This is a genomic window from Curtobacterium sp. USHLN213 (assembly GCF_037144815.1).
In the GTDB taxonomy this organism is placed as follows: Bacteria; Actinomycetota; Actinomycetes; order Actinomycetales; family Microbacteriaceae; genus Curtobacterium.
In genome coordinates, this window is the sequence record NZ_JBBCYQ010000005.1 from 90,154 (window position 1) to 110,290 (window position 20,137).

Annotated in this window: 19 protein-coding genes; 6 read left to right on the top strand and 13 right to left on the bottom strand. The window is 73.0% G+C overall.

What is annotated here, in order from left to right:
• Nucleotides 1–33: 33 nt before the first annotated feature.
• Nucleotides 34–966 (bottom strand): oxygenase MpaB family protein, encoded by a 933-nt coding sequence (locus WFH25_RS08640; protein ID WP_071295024.1) that lies wholly within the window; start codon nt 964–966, stop codon nt 34–36.
• Between the two features lie 60 nt (nt 967–1,026).
• Between WFH25_RS08640 and WFH25_RS08645 the strand changes: the two genes are divergently transcribed.
• Nucleotides 1,027–2,712 (top strand): long-chain-fatty-acid--CoA ligase, encoded by a 1,686-nt coding sequence (locus tag WFH25_RS08645; RefSeq protein WP_336697420.1) that lies wholly within the window; start codon nt 1,027–1,029, stop codon nt 2,710–2,712.
• A 50-nt stretch (nt 2,713–2,762) separates the two neighbouring features.
• On the opposite strand, the gene WFH25_RS08650 is transcribed toward WFH25_RS08645, so the two are convergent.
• The 5 genes from WFH25_RS08650 to WFH25_RS08670 all read right to left on the bottom strand — a co-directional run bounded on the left by WFH25_RS08650 (nt 2,763) and on the right by WFH25_RS08670 (nt 7,543).
• On the bottom strand, nt 2,763–3,839 hold the full coding sequence (locus WFH25_RS08650) for an EamA family transporter (protein ID WP_336697421.1): 1,077 nt from the start codon (nt 3,837–3,839) through the stop codon (nt 2,763–2,765).
• Nucleotides 3,836–5,737, bottom strand: a complete 1,902-nt coding sequence (locus tag WFH25_RS08655) for an amino acid transporter (RefSeq protein WP_374115171.1) — start codon at nt 5,735–5,737, stop codon at nt 3,836–3,838. Before WFH25_RS08655 ends, WFH25_RS08650 begins: the two co-directional genes overlap by 4 nt.
• Before the next feature lie 104 nt (nt 5,738–5,841).
• On the bottom strand, nt 5,842–6,144 hold the full coding sequence (locus WFH25_RS08660) for a hypothetical protein (RefSeq protein ID WP_336697422.1): 303 nt from the start codon (nt 6,142–6,144) through the stop codon (nt 5,842–5,844).
• Nucleotides 6,145–6,155: 11 nt separating this feature from the next.
• Entirely contained in the window at nt 6,156–7,331 is a 1,176-nt protein-coding gene (locus WFH25_RS08665; protein ID WP_336697423.1) for a hypothetical protein, read from the bottom strand.
• Nucleotides 7,229–7,543, bottom strand: a complete 315-nt coding sequence (locus tag WFH25_RS08670; RefSeq protein WP_336697424.1) for a PspC domain-containing protein — start codon at nt 7,541–7,543, stop codon at nt 7,229–7,231. The genes WFH25_RS08665 and WFH25_RS08670 overlap by 103 nt, the downstream gene beginning before the upstream one ends.
• Nucleotides 7,544–7,657: 114 nt before the next feature.
• On the opposite strand from WFH25_RS08670, the gene WFH25_RS08675 reads away from it, so the two are divergent.
• Both WFH25_RS08675 and WFH25_RS08680 read left to right on the top strand, forming a co-directional pair.
• The gene (locus WFH25_RS08675; protein ID WP_336697425.1) at nt 7,658–8,887 is read left to right on the top strand and encodes an ATP-binding protein; all 1,230 of its coding nucleotides are present in this window, start codon (nt 7,658–7,660) and stop codon (nt 8,885–8,887) included.
• On the top strand, nt 8,884–9,567 hold the full coding sequence (locus WFH25_RS08680) for a LuxR C-terminal-related transcriptional regulator (RefSeq protein ID WP_070416644.1): 684 nt from the start codon (nt 8,884–8,886) through the stop codon (nt 9,565–9,567). Before WFH25_RS08675 ends, WFH25_RS08680 begins: the two co-directional genes overlap by 4 nt.
• Nucleotides 9,568–9,570: 3 nt before the next feature.
• On the opposite strand, the gene WFH25_RS08685 is transcribed toward WFH25_RS08680, so the two are convergent.
• The 5 genes from WFH25_RS08685 to WFH25_RS08705 all read right to left on the bottom strand — a co-directional run bounded on the left by WFH25_RS08685 (nt 9,571) and on the right by WFH25_RS08705 (nt 15,229).
• Nucleotides 9,571–10,425 (bottom strand): ABC transporter permease, encoded by an 855-nt coding sequence (locus WFH25_RS08685; protein WP_070416645.1) that lies wholly within the window; start codon nt 10,423–10,425, stop codon nt 9,571–9,573.
• The gene (locus WFH25_RS08690) at nt 10,422–11,423 is read right to left on the bottom strand and encodes an ATP-binding cassette domain-containing protein (protein WP_229086745.1); all 1,002 of its coding nucleotides are present in this window, start codon (nt 11,421–11,423) and stop codon (nt 10,422–10,424) included. The genes WFH25_RS08685 and WFH25_RS08690 overlap by 4 nt, the downstream gene beginning before the upstream one ends.
• Before the next feature lie 56 nt (nt 11,424–11,479).
• Nucleotides 11,480–12,292 carry a hypothetical protein gene (locus tag WFH25_RS08695; protein ID WP_336697426.1) on the bottom strand — a complete coding sequence of 271 codons (813 nt, stop codon included), beginning with the start codon at nt 12,290–12,292 and terminating at the stop codon, nt 11,480–11,482.
• Nucleotides 12,293–12,508: 216 nt separating this feature from the next.
• Entirely contained in the window at nt 12,509–14,101 is a 1,593-nt protein-coding gene (locus tag WFH25_RS08700; protein ID WP_336697427.1) for an inositol monophosphatase family protein, read from the bottom strand.
• A 177-nt stretch (nt 14,102–14,278) separates the two neighbouring features.
• Nucleotides 14,279–15,229, bottom strand: a complete 951-nt coding sequence (locus tag WFH25_RS08705; protein WP_336697428.1) for a hypothetical protein — start codon at nt 15,227–15,229, stop codon at nt 14,279–14,281.
• A 122-nt stretch (nt 15,230–15,351) separates the two neighbouring features.
• Between WFH25_RS08705 and WFH25_RS08710 the strand changes: the two genes are divergently transcribed.
• Entirely contained in the window at nt 15,352–15,774 is a 423-nt protein-coding gene (locus WFH25_RS08710) for a DUF3054 domain-containing protein (RefSeq protein ID WP_336697429.1), read from the top strand.
• Between the two features lie 33 nt (nt 15,775–15,807).
• Here WFH25_RS08710 and WFH25_RS08715 read toward each other — a convergent pair whose 3' ends face one another.
• Both WFH25_RS08715 and WFH25_RS08720 read right to left on the bottom strand, forming a co-directional pair.
• Complete coding sequence (locus WFH25_RS08715; RefSeq protein WP_070416650.1) at nt 15,808–16,458, bottom strand: spermidine/putrescine ABC transporter substrate-binding protein; 651 nt, start codon at nt 16,456–16,458, stop codon at nt 15,808–15,810.
• A gap of 194 nt (nt 16,459–16,652) precedes the next feature.
• On the bottom strand, nt 16,653–17,567 hold the full coding sequence (locus WFH25_RS08720) for a DUF3097 domain-containing protein (RefSeq protein WP_229086739.1): 915 nt from the start codon (nt 17,565–17,567) through the stop codon (nt 16,653–16,655).
• 80 nt (nt 17,568–17,647) lie between these two features.
• Between WFH25_RS08720 and WFH25_RS08725 the strand changes: the two genes are divergently transcribed.
• Together WFH25_RS08725 and WFH25_RS08730 are read left to right on the top strand one after the other, a co-directional pair.
• On the top strand, nt 17,648–18,697 hold the full coding sequence (locus tag WFH25_RS08725) for a zinc-binding dehydrogenase (RefSeq protein WP_261647436.1): 1,050 nt from the start codon (nt 17,648–17,650) through the stop codon (nt 18,695–18,697).
• 142 nt (nt 18,698–18,839) lie between these two features.
• Complete coding sequence (locus tag WFH25_RS08730) at nt 18,840–20,081, top strand: ROK family transcriptional regulator (RefSeq protein ID WP_071295013.1); 1,242 nt, start codon at nt 18,840–18,842, stop codon at nt 20,079–20,081.
• The last annotated feature ends 56 nt before the right edge of the window (nt 20,082–20,137 follow it).

Genomic DNA, 20,137 nt, shown 5'->3' on the forward strand with positions numbered 1-20,137 from the left:
CGCGGGGCCCGCGGGCCCCCCGCCTCCTGGCCGTCAGACGGTCGCGTCCGGAATCCGCCGCTCGCCGCCCAGCCGCGCGATCCGCACGAGCGCCGCGCGCTCCGTCCCCGGCTGGTGTCCGAGCACGGCACCGATCCCGTCGAGCACCACGCCCGCCGTCCGCCGGACCGGGAACTCCACCGGCCCGACCGCAGGCGTCCGCAGCCCGAGCATCGAGCGGTGCCGCGGATCGAGGGAGACGACCGCGCCGTCGAAGAGCGCCCGGTACCCGGGGCGCAGCAGGCGTGCGAGGGGCGGGTCCTTGATGAACCGGACGACGTCGAGCGTCCGTGCGGTCGCGACGAGTTCCCCGCGGTCGAGGTACCCGTTCATCTGGGCGCGGAGCTCGGCGTCGGACTCGGGGGCGTCCTCGACGCCCATCAGCCGGCCGGCGATCGCCCACTCGCGGACGTAGGCGTCGGCGCCGCCGGGGATGGGTTCGCCCCACAGCTGCGCACTGCGGAGGAAGGCGTCGGTGAACGCGAGGTGCACCCACCGGGCGAGGTCCGGGTCGTTCGCGGCGTACGGCTTCGTGACCCCGTGGCCGTCGACGTACTCGCCACGGACGCGCTCGTGGAGCTTCCGGACCCAGGCGCTCGCGGACCGGGCCGCCGTGGTGTCGCCGTGCGAGACCGTGTAGATCCAGCGGATGGTGCCGGCGAGGCGGCCGAACGGGTCCTCACGGTAGCGGGAGTGGTCGGCGACGCCGGCGAGCGCCCCCGGGTGGAGCGCCTGGACGAGCAGGGCGCGGACACCCGCGAGGATCGTCTGCTTCCCGCCGTGCACCGACCAGGTGGCGGAGCCGGGCCCGAAGAACCCGGCGTCGGTGCCCTGTTCGAGCTCGTCGATCCAGGCCGGGCGCTCCGTCGCACCACCGGTGAACGTGTCGTTGAGACGGGATCGGAAGGCATCGGCGACAGAGGGCATGACGCCATCGTCCGTCGTGCCCCTGACAACGCGCTCGGGTGGCCCGCTAGGTTGGTCGGCGTGAGCATCGACACGCCTCGTCCCTGGCTTGCCTCGTACGCCCCGGGGGTCCCGCACGACATCGACGAGCCGACCGGCTCCCTGTACGACATCGTGGAGGGGTCCGCCAGGCGCTTCCCGAAGAAGGTCGCACTCGAGTTCTTCAAGCGGACGACGACGTACGCCGAGCTCGAGGAGCAGATCCTCCGGGCGGCGAACGGCCTCCGCAAGCTCGGGGTGACCGCCGGCGACCGGGTGGCGATCGTGCTGCCGAACTGTCCGCAGCACATCGTGGCCTTCTACGCCGTGCTCCGCCTCGGCGCCGTGGTCGTCGAGCACAACCCGCTGTACACGCCGCGCGAGCTCCGCCACCAGTTCGAGGACCACGGCGCGAAGGTCGCGATCGCGTGGGACAAGTCGGTGGCGACGTTGCAGGACTTCCCCTCGGACGTGAAGCTCGACGCGATCGTGTCGGTCGACCTCACCCGCGCGATGCCGCGCGGGACCCGGATCGCGCTGTCGCTGCCGGTCGCGAAGGCCCGCGAGTCCCGGGCGAAGCTGACCACCACGGTGCGCGGCACGACGCCGTGGGACGACCTCGTGTCGAACCGGAAGCTGTCGAAGCGCCACCCCCGACCCGCCACCGACGACGTCGCCCTGATCCAGTACACGTCCGGCACGACGGGCGTGCCGAAGGGTGCGGTGCTGTCGCACGGCAACCTCATCGCGAACGCCGCACAGGCCCGGGCCTGGGTCCCGCAGATCCAGCCCGGTGACGGCAGCGTGGTCTACGCGGTCCTGCCGATGTTCCACGCCTACGGCCTGACGCTCTGCCTGACCTTCGCGATGAGCATGGCCTCGCGGCTCGTGCTGTTCCCGACGTTCGACCCGGCACTCGTGCTCGCCGCGATGAAGAAGCACCCGCCGACGTTCCTGCCGGCCGTGCCCCCGATCTACGCGCGGCTGCAGCACGCGGCGGACTCCGCGAAGATCTCGCTCGAGGGGATCGAGATCGGCATCTCCGGGGCGATGGCGCTCTCGAAGGAGGTCGTCGAGCCGTGGGAGGCCCGCACCGGCGGCTACCTCGTCGAGGGCTACGGCCTGTCCGAGTGCTCCCCCGTCCTGCTCGCGAACCCGGTGTCCCCGGCCCGGCGCCTCGGGTCGATCGGCCTGCCGCTGTCCTCGACCGAGGCGCGGGTTGCCGACCCGGACGACCCGACGAAGGTCCTCGGGACCGACGAGCCGGGCGAGCTCCAGGTCCGCGGACCCCAGGTGTTCCGCGGGTACTGGGGCAAGGCCGAGGCCACCGACGAGGTCTTCACGCCGGACGGCTGGTTCCGGACCGGTGACATCGTGGCGATCGACGCCGACGGGTACGTCCGGATCGTCGACCGCCTCAAGGAGCTGATCATCACCGGCGGGTTCAACGTCTCCCCGACCGAGGTCGAGGACGCCCTGCTCAAGCACCCGAGCGTGCGCGAGGTCGCGGTCGTCGGGATCACCCAGGGCGGCAACGAGCAGGTCGTCGCGGCCGTCGTGCCGAAGGACCCCGCGACGTTCGACGCCGATGCCTTGCGGGCGTGGTCGCGCGAACACCTCGCCGCGTACAAGGTGCCCCGCCGGGTGGTCGTGGTCGAGGACCTGCCGCGCTCGATGATCGGCAAGGTGCTGCGGCGGAAGGTGCGCGACCAGATCCTCGGCGAGTAGCGGCGCACCCGCGCCCCCGGCGGCGCGTCCCTGGCGGCGCACCCGCACCGCTAGGCGCGCGTGCGCTCCGGCACGGCCAGGACCGCCAGCCCGACGACCACCAGCCCGATGCCGACCCAGCCGCCGGCACCGAGGTGCTCCCCGACCACGAGCACGGCGAGCACCGCGGCCACGACTGGCTCGAACAACGACAGCAGCGTCGCGACCGAGGCGCTCACGGACCGCAGCCCGACGGCGTACAGCGAGTGGCCGAGCACCGTCGGCACGAGCGCGAGGTACAGGAACACCGGCCAGTTCGCCGCGACCCCGAGCGACGCCTGCCCGCCCACGACGGCGAGCACCACGAGCGGGACCGCCGCGAGCCCGAACACCGCACCGACGAGTCCACGCTCACCCGGCAGGGACGCGCGAGCCGGCGGGGAAGCGCGACCCGGCAGCGACGCACGAGCCGGCAGGGACGCGCGAGCCGGCAAGGACCCGCGACCCGGCAGGGACGCGCGAGCCGGCAGGGACACACCGCCGGGCAGCGCGACGGGAACGGACACCGCACGCATGCCCCGCGCGACCGCCCACGAGTACAGCGCGTACGTCAGACCGGCGAGCAGCGCACTCCCGAGCCCGAGCACGAGCGACCCGTCCCGATCGGAACCACCCGACGCGCCCGCATGCTCGGAGGACCGCGCGAGCGTCACGACGACCATCCCGACCACGCTCACCAGGGTGGCGACGACCCACTTGCGCGTGACGCGCCTCCCGTCCGCCACCCACTCGACGAGCCCCGCGAACACGGGCGACGACCCGATGGCCACCGTCGTGCCCAGCGCGACGCCCGCGTCGGCGAGGGCCGCGTAGAACGCGACCGCGTAGACGACGAGCGACGCCGCGCCGAGCAGCGCCCAGCGACGGCTCGCCGGGTCGGCGACCGCGCGGAGCGTGCCGCGACCGGCGCCGAGGGCGAGGACGATCCCGCCGAGGCCGAACGTCACGGCCCCGAACACGAACGCGGGGACCCCGGGCGCGAAGTGCGTCGCGGTGCCGGTGGTCCCCCACACGCCCGCGGCGACGAGGACCGCCGCGAGTCCGCCCACGGGCCTGGAGGCGCGGCTCGCGTCCGCCCCGCCCGTCACGACACGTGGACGCTCGGTCGGCGGTTCACGTCGGGCTCCGCCTCGCGCAGCACCTCGCGCGTCACGGGCGCGACGTCACCGACGCCGGTGAACACGAAGCGGATGGCGTTGCGGATCGGGCTGCCCTCGTTCCACTCGAAGTAGATGCTCGGGACGACGCCGGCGATGTCCCGGATCGCGAGGAGCGTCGACGCGATCGTGTTCGGCACGTTGCCCGACCGGACCTTGAGCACGCGGTGCCCGTGGATGACGTGGCCCTCGACGACGAGGTCCTCCTCGAAGTCGGAGGAGTCGGCGGGCAGGACCTCGAGGAACATCGTCGGCACGCGGGCGGGGATGCCGGAGTCGCGGCGTTCCTCGCGCCCCTTCGACCGGTACGCCTCGGCCGTGCCGGCACCCGGTTCGTTCGCGATGATGCAGACCGAGCTGAACTGGTCGGCGTCGGCCTCGATGAACTGCCGGGCCGTGGCGTCGAGCTCGATCGACGACGCGCGGAGCTCGAACGACCGGCGGACGCGGGAGACCAGCGAGACCACCACGATCGCGATGATGAAGATCGCGGCGATCCGGACGCCGTCCGGCCGCTCGATGACGTTCGCGACGGTCGTGTACACGAAGACCACGGCGATGATGCCGAACCCGATCGTGCGCTTCTTCTGCTGCTTGCGTCGGGCCGACAGGGTCACCGCGACCGCGGCGCTCGTGATGAGGACGAGCACGCCCGTGGCGTAGGCGCCGCCCTGCGCGTCGACGTTCGCCTGGAAGATGATCGTGATCACGAAGGCGATGAGCGTGAAGATGATCACGAGCGGCCGGGTCGCCCGCGCCCACTGCGGTGCCATGCCGTAGCGGGGCAGGAACCGGGGCACGAGGTTGAGCAGACCCGCCATCGCGCTCGCACCGGCGAACCAGAGGATCGCGACCGTCGAGAAGTCGTACACGGAGCCGAACACGCCACCGAGGTACTCGTGCGCCAGGTACGCCAGCGCCCGCCCGTTCGCGCCGCCGCCCGGCTGGAACTCCTGCTGCGGGATGAGGAACGTCGTGACGATCGACGAGGTGATGAGGAACGAGCTCATGATGACCGCGGCGACGGTGAGCAGGCGCTTCGTCCCGCGGATCCGCCCCTCGGGTCGGGCGCTGGTGTCGTCGGACGCGTCGCCGCGCACCTGCGGCATCACCGCGACGCCGGTCTCGAAGCCGGACAGGCCCAGCGCGAGCTTCGGGAAGACGATGAGGGCGATGCCGATCATCACGAGCGGGTTGCTGTGCTGCGCCGTGAGGCCGCTCCACCAGTCGCTCGCCACCATCGGGTTCTCGAACACGTGCCACAGGGACACCCCGACGACGACCGCGTTGAGCAACAGGTACACCGCGACGAGCGCGACCGCGATGCCGATCGCCTCCTTGAAGCCGCGGAGGAACACCACCCCGAGCAGGAGCAGCAGCGCGAGCGTGAGCGGCACCGGGATCTCGGTGAACCAGTGCGGCGTGAAGGGGTTCTCGGCGATGTGCGCCGTCGCGTCCGCCGCGGACAGCGTCATCGTGATCATGAAGTCCGTCACCGCGAACCCGAGCAGCACGAGCACGAAGAGCTTGCCGGCCCACCAGGGCAGGAGCTTCTCGAGCATCATGATCGAGCCGGCGCCCCGGAAGCTGTCCTGCGCGACCCGGCGGTACACCGGCAGCGCGCCGAACAGCGTGACGAGCACGAGCACGATCGTCGCGATCGGCGACAGGAGCCCGGCGGCGAGCGCGGCGATCGCGGGCTGGTACCCGAGCGTCGAGAAGTAGTCGACGCCCGTGAGGCACATGACGCGCCACCACGAGTGGGTCTTCTCCACCTCGACCTGGTGCGGGCCCTGGTGCGAGGCGCCCTGGTCGGCCCCGTGCAGCATCCAGCGACGCACACGGGTGCTTCGGTCGAGGGGAGGCTCGGTCGCGTCGCGTTCCGCGGCCCGCTCGGCGTCTGTCGCGGTCACGGACACGATCGTAGGCCGTCCTAGCGCCGTGGTCTCGCGATCACCGCCGCGACACCGGCCACCACGAGCAGGACCCCGGCGGTCAGGCAGGCCCCGAGCAGGAGCGTCATCGGGTCGACGGTGAACCACGGCAGGGCGCTCACGGCCATCGCGGCGGCGAACACGAGGAGGACGACCCCCCAGAAGACCGTGCCGAAGCGGGGTGCACGGCGCGGGCGGCGAGCGGGTGCCGGGGCCCCGTCGAACGGGGTGGTCGGGGTGGTCGGGGTGGTCCGGTCGTCGGGGGTGGTCCGGTCGTCGGGGGTGGTCTCGTCGTTCGTCATCGTCTCGTTCCTCACTGGTCGACGGTCACGGCGCGCGGCACGTCGACGCCACCGCCGATGACCCACACGTGCACGGTCGTGGTCTCGGCGGCGTCCGCCGATCGCGCTGCCCGGTTCTCGACGGTCGTCGTGCCGAGCGCGCCACCGAGGCTGTCGTCCGCGTCGTCGTCCGGACGGAGCTCGACGCCGTACCCGATGCCGCTCACCCGGACCCGGACGGGAGCGTCGGTCGGCAGCTGGACCTCGGCTCCCCCGGCTCCGAGCCAGAGGTTCACCGTCCCGCCGCCGTCGGCCTCGTCAAGCCCGCGGAGGTCCAGCGTCGGCCCACCGACCACCATCGCGTAGTTCCGCTCGGTGCCCGGCCGCACGTCGTCCACCCGCCAGGTGGTCCCGCCGACGACCGTGACCTGTGTGCCGGTCGGCAGCACCCCCGTCACGACGAGCGCGACGACCCCGATGGTCGAGAACAGCCCGAGGCCACCGCTCTCCCGTCCGCGCACGCCGGCCACGACGGTCGCCACGGCGAGCACGGCGACCGCGGCGGCGATCCCGAGCACCGGCACGGGCAGGTCGGTCTGCTGCGCCCACACCGCGACGCCGGCTGCGACGACGAGGGCGAGGCCCAGGCTCACGGCGACGTACCCGGCACCGGGGAGCCGGTCGGCTCGCTCCGCACGCCGTCCCGCCTGACGCTGCCGTTCCGCGCGCATCCGCTCGGTGTGCTGACGGTGTCGGTCCGCCGCGGAGGTCGTGTCCCACTGCCAGGAGGCGCTGCTCGCCCCCGCCGCGGACCCACCGGGAGCGACGTGGTCGGGTCCACCCGCCGTCGTCGCGCCCGTCGCCGCCCACGGCGTCGGCGCGGGGTCGTCGGCACTCGTCCAGAAGTCGCGCCGCGTGCCCGGCTCCGCCTGCTCGCCGGCTGCCGGCCGCGAGCCCCGGCGCCCCAGCACCACCACGAGCCACACCGCGCACCCCACGAGGGCGATCGTCCACGCGGTCCCGAGCGTGGCCGAGAGCCATCCCGGCATCCCCCACGCCACCGGGACGCCCTGCCACCAGATGCCCTGGACGGCGGGGACGAAGGTCAGCACCACGAGGACGCCGATGGCGATGAGCGCCGGGTCGAGCACCCCGCGGACCATCCGCTCGACGTGGATGGTCCGGATGAGTCCGGCAGCAGCGCCCATCCCGCCGCGTAGGCGAGGAACACCGGGCCGCCGAGGAGCGCCACGACGATCGCGACGCCCCGCACCACGAGCGGGTCGAGCCCGGTGCGCTCGGCGACGGCGCCGCACACGCCGGCGAGCCAGCGGTCGTCGGACCGGGTGACGTGGATGCCCCGGATCCAGTCGAAGAACCGTGTCGCCGACGCGGGGCCGCCGGTGTCCTGTTGTGTCATGGCCACCAGCATCGTGGCCGCCGACGGTCGGCACCATCGGGGTTCACCCTGATCGTCCCCTGATCCCCGCCCCGGAGCCCGCGATCGGCGGACCCGGGGTGCCAGGATTGGCCCATGCCGACCGCCACGATGTCCCGCCCGGCCCTCCGGGTCGTCGGTGGCGTGTGCGGTGGGTTCGCTGCCCACACCGGGCTGCCCGTCGGCGCGGTGCGGCTCGCGACCGCGGTGCTGGCTGTGTGCGGCGGGGCCGGTGTCCTGCTCTACGCCTGGCTCTGGGCGACGACGCCGAGCCAGGGTCCGGCGGCGCCGACGTCCCTGCGGGCGGTGCTGACCCGTCCCGCAGCGGAGGCCGAGGCCGCGCCGGACGAGCACGCGCGCCGGGCGCCGGTCGTGGAGATCCTGCTCGGCATCGCCCTGCTGACGGCGGGCGGCGCGATGGTCGCCTCACGCCTGGGCGCCGACGTCCCGCTCGCGTTCATCGTGCCGGCGATCGTCGTCGCCACCGGAGCGGCACTCGCGTGGCGGCAACTCGACGCCCTCCGGAACGTCCGCGCCGCGGGGTCCTCCGCCCTCGTCGTCCGGGCCCTCGGCGCGCTCGTGCTCGTCGTGCTCGGCATCCTGCTGTTCTTCACCTCGAGCACACACCCGAACGTCTGGACGGTCCTCACCGCCGCGACCGCGGTGCTGCTCGGCGTCGCCGTCGTGGTCGCGCCCTGGGTGGTCCGGCTCGTCCGCGACCTCGCCGAGGAGCGCGCCGCCCGCGTGCGGGACGTCGAGCGGGCCGAGATCGCGGCGCACCTGCACGACTCCGTCCTGCAGACCCTGGCGCTCATCCAGCAGCGGGCCGAGCCGGGCTCCGACGCCGCACGGCTCGCGCGGGCCCAGGAGCGCGAACTCCGGTCGTGGCTGTTCGCCGAGCAGGCCGAGCCGACCGCCGACCTCGGGGCCCAGCTCCGGGCGACCGCGGTCGAGATCGAGACCGAGTACCCGGCGCAGGTCGAGGTGATCGCGATCGGTCCGGCGCGGGCCGACCTGCCCGAGGGCATCGTCGCGGCCGCCCGCGAGGCGATGCTCAACGCCGCTCGGCACGCCGGCGGGACCGTCCGGGTGTACGCCGAGACCGCCCACGACCGCGTGGAGGTCGCCATCGGCGACCGCGGGCCGGGCTTCGACCCCGCGGCCGTCCCGGAGGGCCGCTACGGCGTCCGCGAATCGATCGTCGGCCGGATGCAGCGCATCGGTGGCACCGCGACGATCGCGCCGGGGCCGGGACGCACCGGCACCGAGGTCCGTCTGGTCCTCCCCCTGACCGCCCCCGACCGGCCGACCGAGGAGCACCCGTGACCGACGACCCCACCGCGCAGCCGCAGGCCGCACCGCTCACCGTCGCCATCGTGGACGACCACTCCATCTTCCGGGCCGGCGTGCGCGCCGGGCTGCCGCCGCGCCTCCTGGTCGTCGGTGAGGCCGCGACCGTCGACGAGGCCGTCGACCTCGTCGCCGCGACCCGACCGCGCGTCGTCCTGCTCGACGTCCACCTGCCCGGCGGTGCGGGCGGTGGTGGCGCCGAGGTGATCGCACGCGCCGCCCCGGGCCACCCGGACACCCGGTTCCTCGCGCTGAGCGTCTCGGACGCGGCGGACGACGTGGTGCGGGTGATCCGGGCGGGAGCGCGCGGGTACATCACCAAGAGCTCGTCGGAGGCCGACGTCGCCGAGGCGATCGACCGCGTGGCCGAGGGTGACGCGGTGTTCTCGCCGCGGCTGGCCGGTTTCGTGCTCGACGCGTTCGGCGCGGTGAGCGGCGAGACCGCGCAGGTCGACACGGAACTCGACCGCCTGTCCGCGCGCGAGCAGGAGGTGATGCGGCTCATCGCCCGCGGGTACGCCTACAAGGAGGTCGCCGCGGACCTGTTCATCTCGGTGAAGACCGTCGAGACGCACGTGTCGAAGGTCCTGCGGAAGCTGCAGCTGTCGAACCGGCACGAACTCACGGCGTGGGCACTCCAGCGGAAGCTCCTCTGAGCGCTACTTCGAACTGATCCGGGTGTACTTGTTCACCGACCACGGCACGAACACCACCAGCATCACCGCGATCCCGATCAGCACCGTCACGATCGGGTGCTGCATCGTCCAGATGTCCGGCACCGGTGCCGAGCCGACGTTGCCGAACAGCTCGCGGGCGGCCTGCACGAGCGACGACACCGGGTTCCACTCCGCGAAGACCCGCAGCACGAGCGGCAGCGTGTCGCTCGGGACGAAGGCGTTCGAGATGAACGTCAACGGGAACAGGATCATGAACGAGGCGTTGTTGATGACCTCGGGCGTCTTGACGCTCATGCCCAGCAGCGCCATCACCCAGCTGAACGCGTAGCTGAAGAGCAGCAGCAGCGCGATGCCGGCGAGGAACTCCAGCGGCGACGAGTTCACCCGCCACCCGACCGCGAGCCCGGTGAGCATCATGATCGCCATCGAGATCCCGTTCAGCACCAGGTCGGAGTTCGTCCGGCCGACGAGCACCGCGGATGCCGACATCGGGAGCGTTCGGAACCGGTCGATCAGCCCTTCCTTGAGGTCCTGCGCCATCGCCGAGCCGGAGAACGTCGCGCCGAACACGACCGTCTGGGCGAAGATCCCCGCCATCAGGAACTGCGTGTAGTCGGTCCCCTGCACCTGGATCGCGCCGCCGTAGACCTGGCTGAAGAGCAGGACGAACATGATCGGCTGCAGCACCGCGAACACGAGCATGTCCGGCGACCGCTTGATCTTGATGAGGTTCCGCTTCGTGACCGTCCAGCCGTCCTCGAACCAGACCGCCGCGGGCGAGGTGACGACGACGGGCAGCTGCCGGCCGAGTGCCGTGGCGGGTGTGGTGGCGGTCATCGTGCCGCCTCCTTCTGCTTCGTGGCAGCCGGGTCGACCGCATCGTCGTCCGTCGCCGCGTGGCCGGTGAGCCGGAGGAACACGTCGTCGAGGGTGGGGCGTCGCATGCCGGCGTCGTGCAGCTCGATGCCGGCGTCACCGAGGTCGGCGAGCACCCGCTGGAGTGCCGAGGGTCCGGCCTCGACCGCGATGGCGTGGGTCCGGCCGTCGCCGGAGGCCTCGACCTCGCCGACGCCGTAGCGACGGAGGACGGTCGTGGCGGCGTCCGCATCGGTCTGGTCGACCAGCGTGACGACGACCCGGTGGCCACCGACCTGGGCCTTGAGGTGGTCGGAGGTGCCCTCGGCGATGACGGTCCCACCGTCGATCACCGCGATGTCGTCCGCCAACTGGTCGGCTTCTTCGAGGTACTGCGTGGTGAGCAACACCGTCGTGCCCTCGGCCACGAGCCCCTCGATGATGCCCCAGAGCGCGAGCCGACTGCGCGGGTCGAGCCCGGTGGTCGGCTCGTCGAGGAACAGCACGCGGGGGTTCATCACGAGCGCGCCGGCGAGGTCGATCCGCCGCCGCATGCCGCCGGAGAAGCCCTTCACGGGGCGGTCCCCGGCCTCGGCCAGGTCGAAGACGTCGATCAGCTCGCGCGCCCGTTCCCGCGCCGTCCGACGACCGAGGTGGTAGAGCCGCCCGATCATCTCGAGGTTCTCGAACCCGGTCAGGTTCTCGTCGACCGCGGCGTACTGGCCGGAGACCCCGATGGAACGCCGGGTGGCCTGCGGGTCGGCGATGACGTCGATGCCGTCGATCGTCGCCGTGCCGCTGTCCGGCGTGATGAGCGTGGTCAGCACCTTCACCGTGGTGGTTTTGCCGGCACCGTTCGGCCCGAGCAGCGCCTTGACGGTGCCCTGCGGCACCACCAGGTCGAGCCCGGCCAGTGCGTGCACGGGACCGGACTTCGATCGGTACGTCTTGGTCAGCCCGGAGGCTTCGATGATGGCCATGTCGCTCCCTTGTCGAGCATGGAACATATCAGATGGTCGGTGCCGACCGTGACGCGCTACACGTCGAAGTCACCACCGAAGTCGCTGAAGCCACCGCCGAAGTCGGATCCGCTGTCGCCCCAGCCCGCACTCTCGAACCCGCCGCCGTCGGACGCGCCGCTGTCGGACGCGCCTCCGTCACCGGAGTCGGCACCAGTGTCCTCCGAACCACCGTCACCCGCAGCATCGGTACCGCCGTCGAACGATCCGGGGTCCGGCAGGAAGGCGCTCATGATGGCCGAACCGATCACGTAGCCGGCGACCGTCCCGAGGATCGAGGCGCCGATCATGCTGCCGAACGAAGGACCGGAGCGCTGCCCGGCACCGCCGAACATCCCGCCGCGACCGTTCCCGACACCGCCGAGCGAGCGCTCCATGAACCCGGGCTGCCGGATCTCCGAGCGCGTCGCGGCCTGGGCCAGGGAGCGCGGGTCGTCGCCGCGCGGGGCCTCGCCGGCCGGCGCGGACCGGGTGAACTCGTCGTAGACCATCCGGCGCTGCTCGTCCGTGAGCTTCGCGAAGGCCTCGGCGTGGACCTCCTCGATGCGCTCCGGCGGGGCCGTGCGGAGCAGGTAGCGGTAGCGCTCGACCGCACGCTCGTCGTCGGTCGACGCCTGCTGACCACCGGTCGGGTCGCCGCCGCCCCACTGCGGCGTGCCGTACTGGCCGCCGGCCGCCGGCGCTCCCGTGGGCGCGGGCTGGTGGTAGGACTGCTGGCCGTAGCGGTACCCCTGCTGCTGCGGCTGCTGCGCCTGTCCCCACTGGTTCTGCTGCGCGGTGCCGTTCTGGTCGCGCTCCGGACGTCCGAGCAGGCGGTCGAGGAATCCCATGGTCGATGCTCCTTCGGGTGCGCCCCGCCGGCGGCGGAGCAGTGCGGCCCGCCGTGGAGCGGTGCCGTGGACTGCCACCCTAGGGAGCGCCGGCGACCACTGACTGAACGCCCGCACAGAGTCACCCGAGAGCCGGCGGTCCGTCACGCGCCCACCTGTGGGCCGGGAGGCGCGGGTCGGGCCCGCACCGCGCCTCCAGGCCCACAGGGGTGACGATCAGACGGCGGCGAGCGCTGCCGTCCACACGGCGTGCAGTTCGTCAGCCGCACCCGGGTGCGCCACCAGGAACGGCTCCCCCGCCGGCGGGAACCCGTCTACGGGGCCCTCCCGGGTGAGCACGACGCCGCCGGCCTCGTGCACGAGCAGCACCGCAGCACCGTGGTCGATCGGGTCGAACGCCGACACGCACCCGCCGATCCCCCGCCCGGCCGCGACCTGCGCGATCGTCAGCGTGCCGGACCCCTGCACCCGCAGCGTGCACGACCGGGCCGCGAGGGCGTCGAGGAACGCACCGAACCCGGGCCACGGCCGGTGTCCGTCGAGCTCGGTGCCGACGACGGCTCCGGCGAGTGCCCGCGGGACGTCGTCGAGGCGCAGCGTCCGGTCACGGAGGGTGGCTCCGCGCCCGCTCCGGGCCTCGAGCACCTCACCGCGCCACGGATCGGCGACGACGCCGACGAGCGGACGACCGCCGCGGGTGAGACAGAGCGACATCGAGGTCCACGGCACCCCGTTCGCGAGGTTCGTCGTGCCGTCGACCGGGTCGAGGTACCAGCGGTGCCGGTCGCCGGGCGCGTCGCCGTACTCCTCGCCGGTGAACCCGTGGGTCGGGAACACCGTCCGGACGCGGGAGCGCACGTGCTGTTCGACGAGCCGGTCGACGTCGGTGACGAGGTCGGCCGGGTGCGCCTTCGTGGTGACCTCGCCGACCGGGTGCTCACGGGTGAAGGCGATCACCTCGTGGGCGATCCGGTGCGCCAGTGCCTCGGCGCGGGAGGCCACCTCGGTCTCGGTCGGCTCGCGGTCGCGCTCGGGCCAGCCGTCGCGTTCCGCCTCGGCGAGCGCTGCTCGGACCGTCGCGACGTCGTTCGTGGTGATCGAGTCGACGCCGGACATCGCTGCCCACACGGCCGGCTCGGGGTCGTCCACGGTCCACACCGAGACGACGAGGCCGAGTTCGTGCGCGGCCCGGACGGTGCGCGGGGTGAGGAACGCGACGTCGAGGTTCAGCGTCGAGGACGCGAGCGGCGCGAGGTCCTCCGCGGTCGGCGCCTCGAGCGACTCCCACGCGAGCCAGACGTCGGCGTCCGGGAGGACCTCGCGGACCGCCGCCATCGCCTCGGGCGCGCCGCACCACGCGACGCCGGTGCTCCCCCGGTGCGCCGCGACGGTCCGTGCGGCGACGAGGGCGTCCTCCGGGTCGGTCAGGTCGACGAGCAGCGAGGTCCGGCAGCCGTCGAGCCGTTCGAGTGCGGCGTCGAGTCGCGGGATCCGGTCGAGGCCGTTGCCGAGCCGGGCGACGTCGCACCAGTCCACGTCGCGGACGCGTCGGGCGTCGCCCCACATCCGGCCGAGGGTCTCGTCGTGGAGCAGCACGGCGACGCCGTCGGCGGTGCGGCGGACGTCGACCTCGATGGTGTCCGCGCCGAGGGCCTCGGCGACGGCGATGGCCGGCAGGGTGTTCTCGCGCCGGACGCGCGGCGCACCCCGGTGGGCGACGAGGCGGGGCCGGCGGACGACGCGCCCGGCGTCCGGGGCAGCGTCGGTGGCGACCATCCGGCCCGTCGGTGCCTGCGCGGTCGACGTCATCCGCCGATCGTGCCGGACGCCGGCGAACCGGAGGTGACGAGCGCGTGAACGCGGCGTGCGCGTGGGCGGCGTGCGCTGGCCGCAGTGTGCGAGGTTCCGCGCGCTGTGGGATGCGCGCGCCCTCGCACACTGCGCGGAACCTCGCGCCGTCCGTCCGACACCCTCGCACGGTGCGTGTCAGTGGCGCATCGGGACGTGCGCCCGACGGAGCTTGCCACGGAACGACGCCTCGTTCCAGAGGTCACGCCAGTCCAGACGGATGACCTGGCGGACCTCGTCGAACGCACGCAGGCGGTCCTCGCGGTACTTCTCCGCGATCACGACGTCCTCGGCGGAGGCCCCGGCGCGCATGCCGCGGTCCCGGTACTTGACCTCCCCGTCGAACTCGATCACGACCCCGATGTCCGGCAACCAGAGGTCGACGACGATGTCGGGGTGCCCGCGCTCCCGGAAACGGTGCTGCGTGACCGGAGTGGGCGCTCCGTACTCGTCGAGCCGGACCCGCGCGACGGACTCCCCCGGTGTGTCCGCTCCCGTGTCCGCGAACTCCAGCGAGCGCAGTGCACGCCGACGTCCTCGGACGGAACGGCGCTCGATGCCGTCCTGCACCGCCCGCGCATCGGCGCCGAGTCGCAGGAGCCGGTCGAGCGCCACCACACCGTCGAGGAACGGCAAGGACACGGCGAGGTCGACGGCGGTCCGATCGTGGTCCGTCACTCGGAGGTCGTCCCTCCAGAACTGCCAGGTGCCGAGCATCTCGGGGTCGAAGTCGGCGTGCACGACGAAGGTGGCGCTGGTCGTGCGTGCGTCCGTGCCCGGCCGGATGAGATGGACGCGTCCGGGCCAGGGTCCGAGGAACGGTACGCCGAGCACGGCGGCGGCGGACAGGTGCGACACCACGAAGCGCGGTCGGATGCGGTCGACCAGCGATCGGACCAGGACGTGGTGCCGCTGCTCCGGTCGGAGCAGATCCCACGTGTCGGCGGGGACGTACCGACCGTGCGCGATCCGTCGGAGCTCACCGGCGCGGGCTCGCGCACGGATGACCCTGGCGGTGTCGGGGTGGCCGTCGTTGACCACGGTCCAGGGACAGTCGGGGATGGCAGGGAACGAAGGCGATCCGGTCATCGGTCGATCGTGTCGGTGCGCTCGCACGGTGAGGTGGAGTGGCGGAGACCTGTGGACGACGTGTCCTGTCCACAAGTCCGGCGACGGCCACGGGCGGCCATCGCCGACTGCGAGAATGGGGTGTGACCGAACGCACCTGGGGCTGGCTCGCAGCCGTGATCGACGTCGTGCTCATCGTCCTGTTCGCCCTGATCGGGCGCTCCTCGCACGGTGAGGCGAACTCCGCACTCGCGATGTGGACCACCGCGTACCCGTTCCTCGCCGGGTGGGCGATCGCCTACGTGACGAGCGGAGCGTGGGCTCGCCCGCTGCGCTTCTGGCCCACGGGTGTCGTCGTGTGGGTCCTCACGGTGTTCGTCGGGTTGGCGATCCGGGTGGCGACGGGCCAGGGCGACGTGGACGGCAACCCCCTGCCGATCTCGTTCGTGATCGTCGCGACGATCGTGCTCGGGGTCTTCCTGCTCGGGTGGCGCGGGGTCGCTCGACTCGTCATCGGTGCCGTCGGGCGGCGACGGGAGCGCGGGGCGGTGTCGGCCGAGCGCTGACCGTCAGGTGCGCCCGGCTCGACCGCACACCGGTCAGAACAGCCCGGCGCGCGGTGCCTCCGGCCCGTCGAACCCGCGGAACATGTCCGACACCAGGGCCTCGATCTGCGGCTCGACGAGTCGTTCGACCGCCTCGGCGATCCGCGGCCGGTGGTCGATGAGCGCCAGGCAGACCGCCGTGCCCGTGGAACGGGCGCACTCGTCGGAGAGGGCGATCTCGTGACGGAGCGCCGACTTCGCCTCGTCCGACAAGGGTTCGCGTGGCGCCTGCTCGTGCGCGCCCGTACCGGTCAGCTCGCCGAGCGTGAAGAGGAACGGCTCCCCCGGTGACGGCTCCGGGTCGACGTCGAGGCCCTGGAACTCCGGCTGCAGGCCCTCGGTCGGCTGGTACCCGGCGTGACGCTTGCGTGCCGCGGCCCGCTCGAGTTCGCGCTGCAGCAGGGGCAGGTTCTTGGCGGTGTAGTCGTCGACGGCGTCCTCGATGATCGTCGAGATGCGGCCGATCAACGCGTGCTGGACGGCGTGCGGCACGTCCGGTCCGAAGCCCGCGGCGGTGGCGATCGGCGAACCGGTGCACTTGCGGCAGATGCGTGTCCGCGGCCGCGCGGTGCCGATCTGCCAGCGGGGCAGCCAGCGCAGCCAGACCTCGACAGCGCTGCGCACGCGTCCGTCGATGCCGTCCATGCTCCAAGGGTATGCGCCGCGCCCGGGATCGCCGCGGATTTCCGGGCCGGGGCCGATCGCGCGGCTCGCACCGTGCGAGGTGCGCGCCGCACTGTGCAAGGTTCCGCGCAGCGTGCGGGGCCGCGGGCATGCCACCGTGCGGGGAACCTCGCACACTGCCGAACGGCGGCGCGGCGCAGGGCGACGCCGGGTGGTCAGTCCTTCGGCTCGGTCACGAAGTCGATGAGCTCCTCGACACGACCGAGCAACTGCGGCTCGAGGTCGGCGAAGGTGCGCACCTGCCCGAGGATCCGCTGCCAGGCCCGGGCGATGTCGGCCTGCTCGGCGGCGGGCCATCCGAGCGCCTGGCAGATGCCCTTCTTCCACTCGATCGAGCGCGGGATCGTCGGCCACGCCTGGAGTCCGACACGGGCGGGCTTCACCGACTGCCAGACGTCGACGAACGGGTGCCCGACGACGAGCACGTGCGCGCCCCACTTCCCCCGCATCACGGCGTCGGCGAAGCGGGACTCCTTCGAGCCCGGCACGAGGTGGTCCACGAGCACGCCGACACGACGGTCGCGCGACGGCCGGAAGTCGTCGAGCACGTCGGCCAGGTTGTCGACGCCGGAGAGCTCCTCGACGACGACGCCCTCGACCCGGAGGTCGGCTCCCCAGACCTTCTCGACGAGTTCGGCGTCGTGCTTGCCCTCCACCATGATCCGGGAGGGCAGTGCCACCCGGGCGCGCTGCGACTCCACGGCGAACGATCCGGACGCGGTGCGGAGGCGACCACCGTCGGACGCGTGTCGGACCGCCGGGGCCGAGCCGCGCCTCCCGACCGGCGGTGCAGCGGCGGCAGACCGCCCCACCGGCGCCTGCGGGCGGCCCAGCGTGACGAGCTCGCCCTCGAGCAGGAACTGCCCGCTGAAGGGGAACGACCGGGTGCGTCCCTTCCAGTCCTCGAGCTCCACGTTGCCGGCCTCGAGCCGCACCACGGCGCCGGCCCAGCCGGTCGTCGGGTCTTCGAGGACCATGTCCCGCTCGAGCGGCACCTGCCGCACCTTCTGCACCCCGCGCGAGCGCCAGTCGCCCGAGAGCACGTCACTGCCGTACCGGTCGTCGTCCACCCGTACGAGGGTACTGTCGTCCCGGGTCCGGACGACGTCGACCGGCCGCACACCCCACCATCTCGACGGAAGGCACACCCTTGCGCGCTGCGATCATCCACGCCCCGAACGACATCCGTGTCGAGGACCGCGACCAGCCCGACCTCATCACGCCGAAGGACGTCGTGGTCAAGGTCGTCGCGGCGTGCGTGTGCGGGTCGGACCTCTGGCCGTACCGGGGCGTCACGCCGACGAAGCAGCCGCGTCCGATCGGCCACGAGCTCGTCGGCGAGGTCGTCGCGGTGGGCGACGCCGTCACGGACCTGCACGTCGGCGACTTCGTCATCTCCCCCTTCACCATGAACGACGGCACGTGCCAGGCCTGCCGCCACGGCATGACGACCGGCTGCGACCACCTGTCCGGCTTCGGCGGGAAGGACGCGTACGGCGACCCGGTCGGCGGCGCCCAGGCCGAGTACGTCCGCATCCCGGACGCCTCCGCGACCCTCGTCGCGGTGCCGGGCCCGGTCGACCCGGCGCTCGTCCCCTCGCTCCTCACCCTGTCGGACGTCTTCTCCACCGGGCACCACGCCGCGGTGTCCGCAGCCGTGGGCCCCGGCAAGACGGTCGTCGTGGTGGGCGACGGCGCGGTCGGGCTGTCCGCCGTCCTCGCCTCGAAGCGGCTCGGTGCCGAGCGGATCATCGCGATGAGCCGGCACGCCGACCGACAGGCGCTCGCGCGCGAGTTCGGCGCGACGGACGTCGTCGAGGCGCGTGGCGAGGAGGGCGTCGCGGCGATCCGCGAGCTGCTCGACGGCGACCTGGCCGACTGCGCGGTCGAGGCCGTCGGCACCGAGGAGAGCATGGACCAGGCACTGCACTCGGTCCGCCCGGGTGGCAACCTCGGCTTCGTCGGGGTCCCGCACGGGGTGCCGACGATCGGCACGCGGTACCTCTTCGACACGAACATCACCGTCGCGGGCGGCATGGCCCCGGCGCGCAAGTACATCCCCGAGCTGCTGCCGGACGTGCTCTCGGGTGCGATCGAGCCGGGCCGCGTCTTCGACCTCGAGCTCCCGCTCGACGAGGCGGCGGAGGCGTACCGCGCGATGGACGAGCGTCGCGCGATCAAGGTGCTGCTGCGCCCGTAGCGCTCAGCCGCGACGTCAGACGTCCCGCGCCGCACGTTTCGCTCCGCTCGTTCCGCTCCGCACGTTTCGCGGAGCGGAACGCGTGTTTCGAATCGGTAAACAAACCTTTCAGTAAAGAAGGTTGTCCGTTACAGTCCTCGACATGACCACTCGAGGACGCACCCCCGGCCAGCCCGGCCTCCTGCGTGTCCTCAACGACCGGGCCGCGCTCGAGCTCCTGCTCGACGACGGGCCGCTCACCCGCAACGAGATCGCCCAGCGCACCGGGCTCAGCAAGCCGACCGCGGCCGAGATCATCCGGCGGCTCGAGGCGGCGGCCCTCATCCGCGAAGCCGGCACCGCATCACAGGCCGGTCGCCGGGGCCCGAGCGCGGTGGTGTACGAAGCGATCACCGACCGCGACCTCGGCGTGGCGGTCGACGTCCAGCTCGTCGACGTCCGCAGCACCGTGGTGGACGCCGCGGGCCGGACCTTCCCGGTCGCGACCCACACGATGTCCCCGGCCGAGATGCGCGCGCCCGGTGCCGACATCGTCGCCGCCGCGATCTCCCGGGCCGCAGCGGCCGCGGGCGTCGACCCGGACCTCGTCACCGCGGTGGGCATCGGGGTCCAGGCGAGCGTCGACCACGCGACCGACACCCTCATCTTCACCGACGGCCTGCCCGGCTGGCCCCGTGACCGGGTCGCCGCGACGCTCTCCGCCGCACTCGGGGTCCGCGTCGTCATCGAGAACGACGCCAACCTCGCGGCGATCGCCGAACGGAACATGGGCGCCGGACGGACCCCCGGGTCGTTCGCCCTGTTCTGGATGGCCGAGGGCCTCGGCATGGCGCTCGACCTCGGCGGCCACCTGCACACCGGCGCGTCCGGTGCCGCCGGTGAGATCGGCTACCTCGGCGTGCCCGCAGACGCACGCTCCATCGACCCGACGGCCACGATCGTCGCGGACCTCATCTCCGAGTCCGCGATCATCGCACTCGCCGCCGAACACGGGATCACGGCACCGGACGGCACCGCTGCCGACTGGCGCCAGGTGCTCCCGCAGCTGCCCGGGCTCCCCGAGCAGCACCCGTTCACCACCGCCCTCGGCGAGCGCGTCGGGCACAACGTGCTCCCCGCCCTCGCCGTCGCCGATCCCGAGACGGTCGTGCTGCACGGCCCGACCGGGATCGCGGGCGGCCCCGCCCTGGCCGCCGCCGTGACCGCCTGGCTCCGGACCCGCACGCGCTGGTCCACCGCCGTCGTGGCCCCCGGCGTCCCCGACACCCCCGTCCTGCACGGTGCGCGGCACGTCCTCATCGACGTCGTCCGCACCGCGCTCGCGGACCGGCTCGAGCGCATCAGCGACGATGTGCCCGCACCGGACCCGGCCGAGCGCCCCTGACCAGCACCACCCCACCCGCACCACTCGAGGCACCATCACCCGGCCCTGTCCCAGGG

Excerpts from the sequence above, each read along its gene's own strand:
- WFH25_RS08640 (WP_071295024.1), bottom strand. The coding sequence starts at position 966 with ATGCCCTCTGTCGCCGATGCCTTCCGATCCCGTCTCAACGACACGTTC.
- WFH25_RS08655 (WP_374115171.1), bottom strand. The coding sequence starts at position 5,737 with ATGCTGCACGGGGCCGACCAGGGCGCCTCGCACCAGGGCCCGCACCAG.
- WFH25_RS08660 (WP_336697422.1), bottom strand. The coding sequence starts at position 6,144 with ATGACGAACGACGAGACCACCCCCGACGACCGGACCACCCCCGACGAC.
- WFH25_RS08665 (WP_336697423.1), bottom strand. The coding sequence starts at position 7,331 with ATGGGCGCTGCTGCCGGACTCATCCGGACCATCCACGTCGAGCGGATG.
- WFH25_RS08670 (WP_336697424.1), bottom strand. The coding sequence starts at position 7,543 with ATGACACAACAGGACACCGGCGGCCCCGCGTCGGCGACACGGTTCTTC.
- WFH25_RS08675 (WP_336697425.1), top strand. The coding sequence starts at position 7,658 with ATGCCGACCGCCACGATGTCCCGCCCGGCCCTCCGGGTCGTCGGTGGC.
- WFH25_RS08685 (WP_070416645.1), bottom strand. The coding sequence starts at position 10,425 with ATGACCGCCACCACACCCGCCACGGCACTCGGCCGGCAGCTGCCCGTC.
- WFH25_RS08690 (WP_229086745.1), bottom strand. The coding sequence starts at position 11,423 with ATGGCCATCATCGAAGCCTCCGGGCTGACCAAGACGTACCGATCGAAG.
- WFH25_RS08695 (WP_336697426.1), bottom strand. The coding sequence starts at position 12,292 with ATGGGATTCCTCGACCGCCTGCTCGGACGTCCGGAGCGCGACCAGAAC.
- WFH25_RS08700 (WP_336697427.1), bottom strand. The coding sequence starts at position 14,101 with ATGACGTCGACCGCGCAGGCACCGACGGGCCGGATGGTCGCCACCGAC.
- WFH25_RS08705 (WP_336697428.1), bottom strand. The coding sequence starts at position 15,229 with ATGACCGGATCGCCTTCGTTCCCTGCCATCCCCGACTGTCCCTGGACC.
- WFH25_RS08715 (WP_070416650.1), bottom strand. The coding sequence starts at position 16,458 with ATGGACGGCATCGACGGACGCGTGCGCAGCGCTGTCGAGGTCTGGCTG.
- WFH25_RS08730 (WP_071295013.1), top strand. The coding sequence starts at position 18,840 with ATGACCACTCGAGGACGCACCCCCGGCCAGCCCGGCCTCCTGCGTGTC.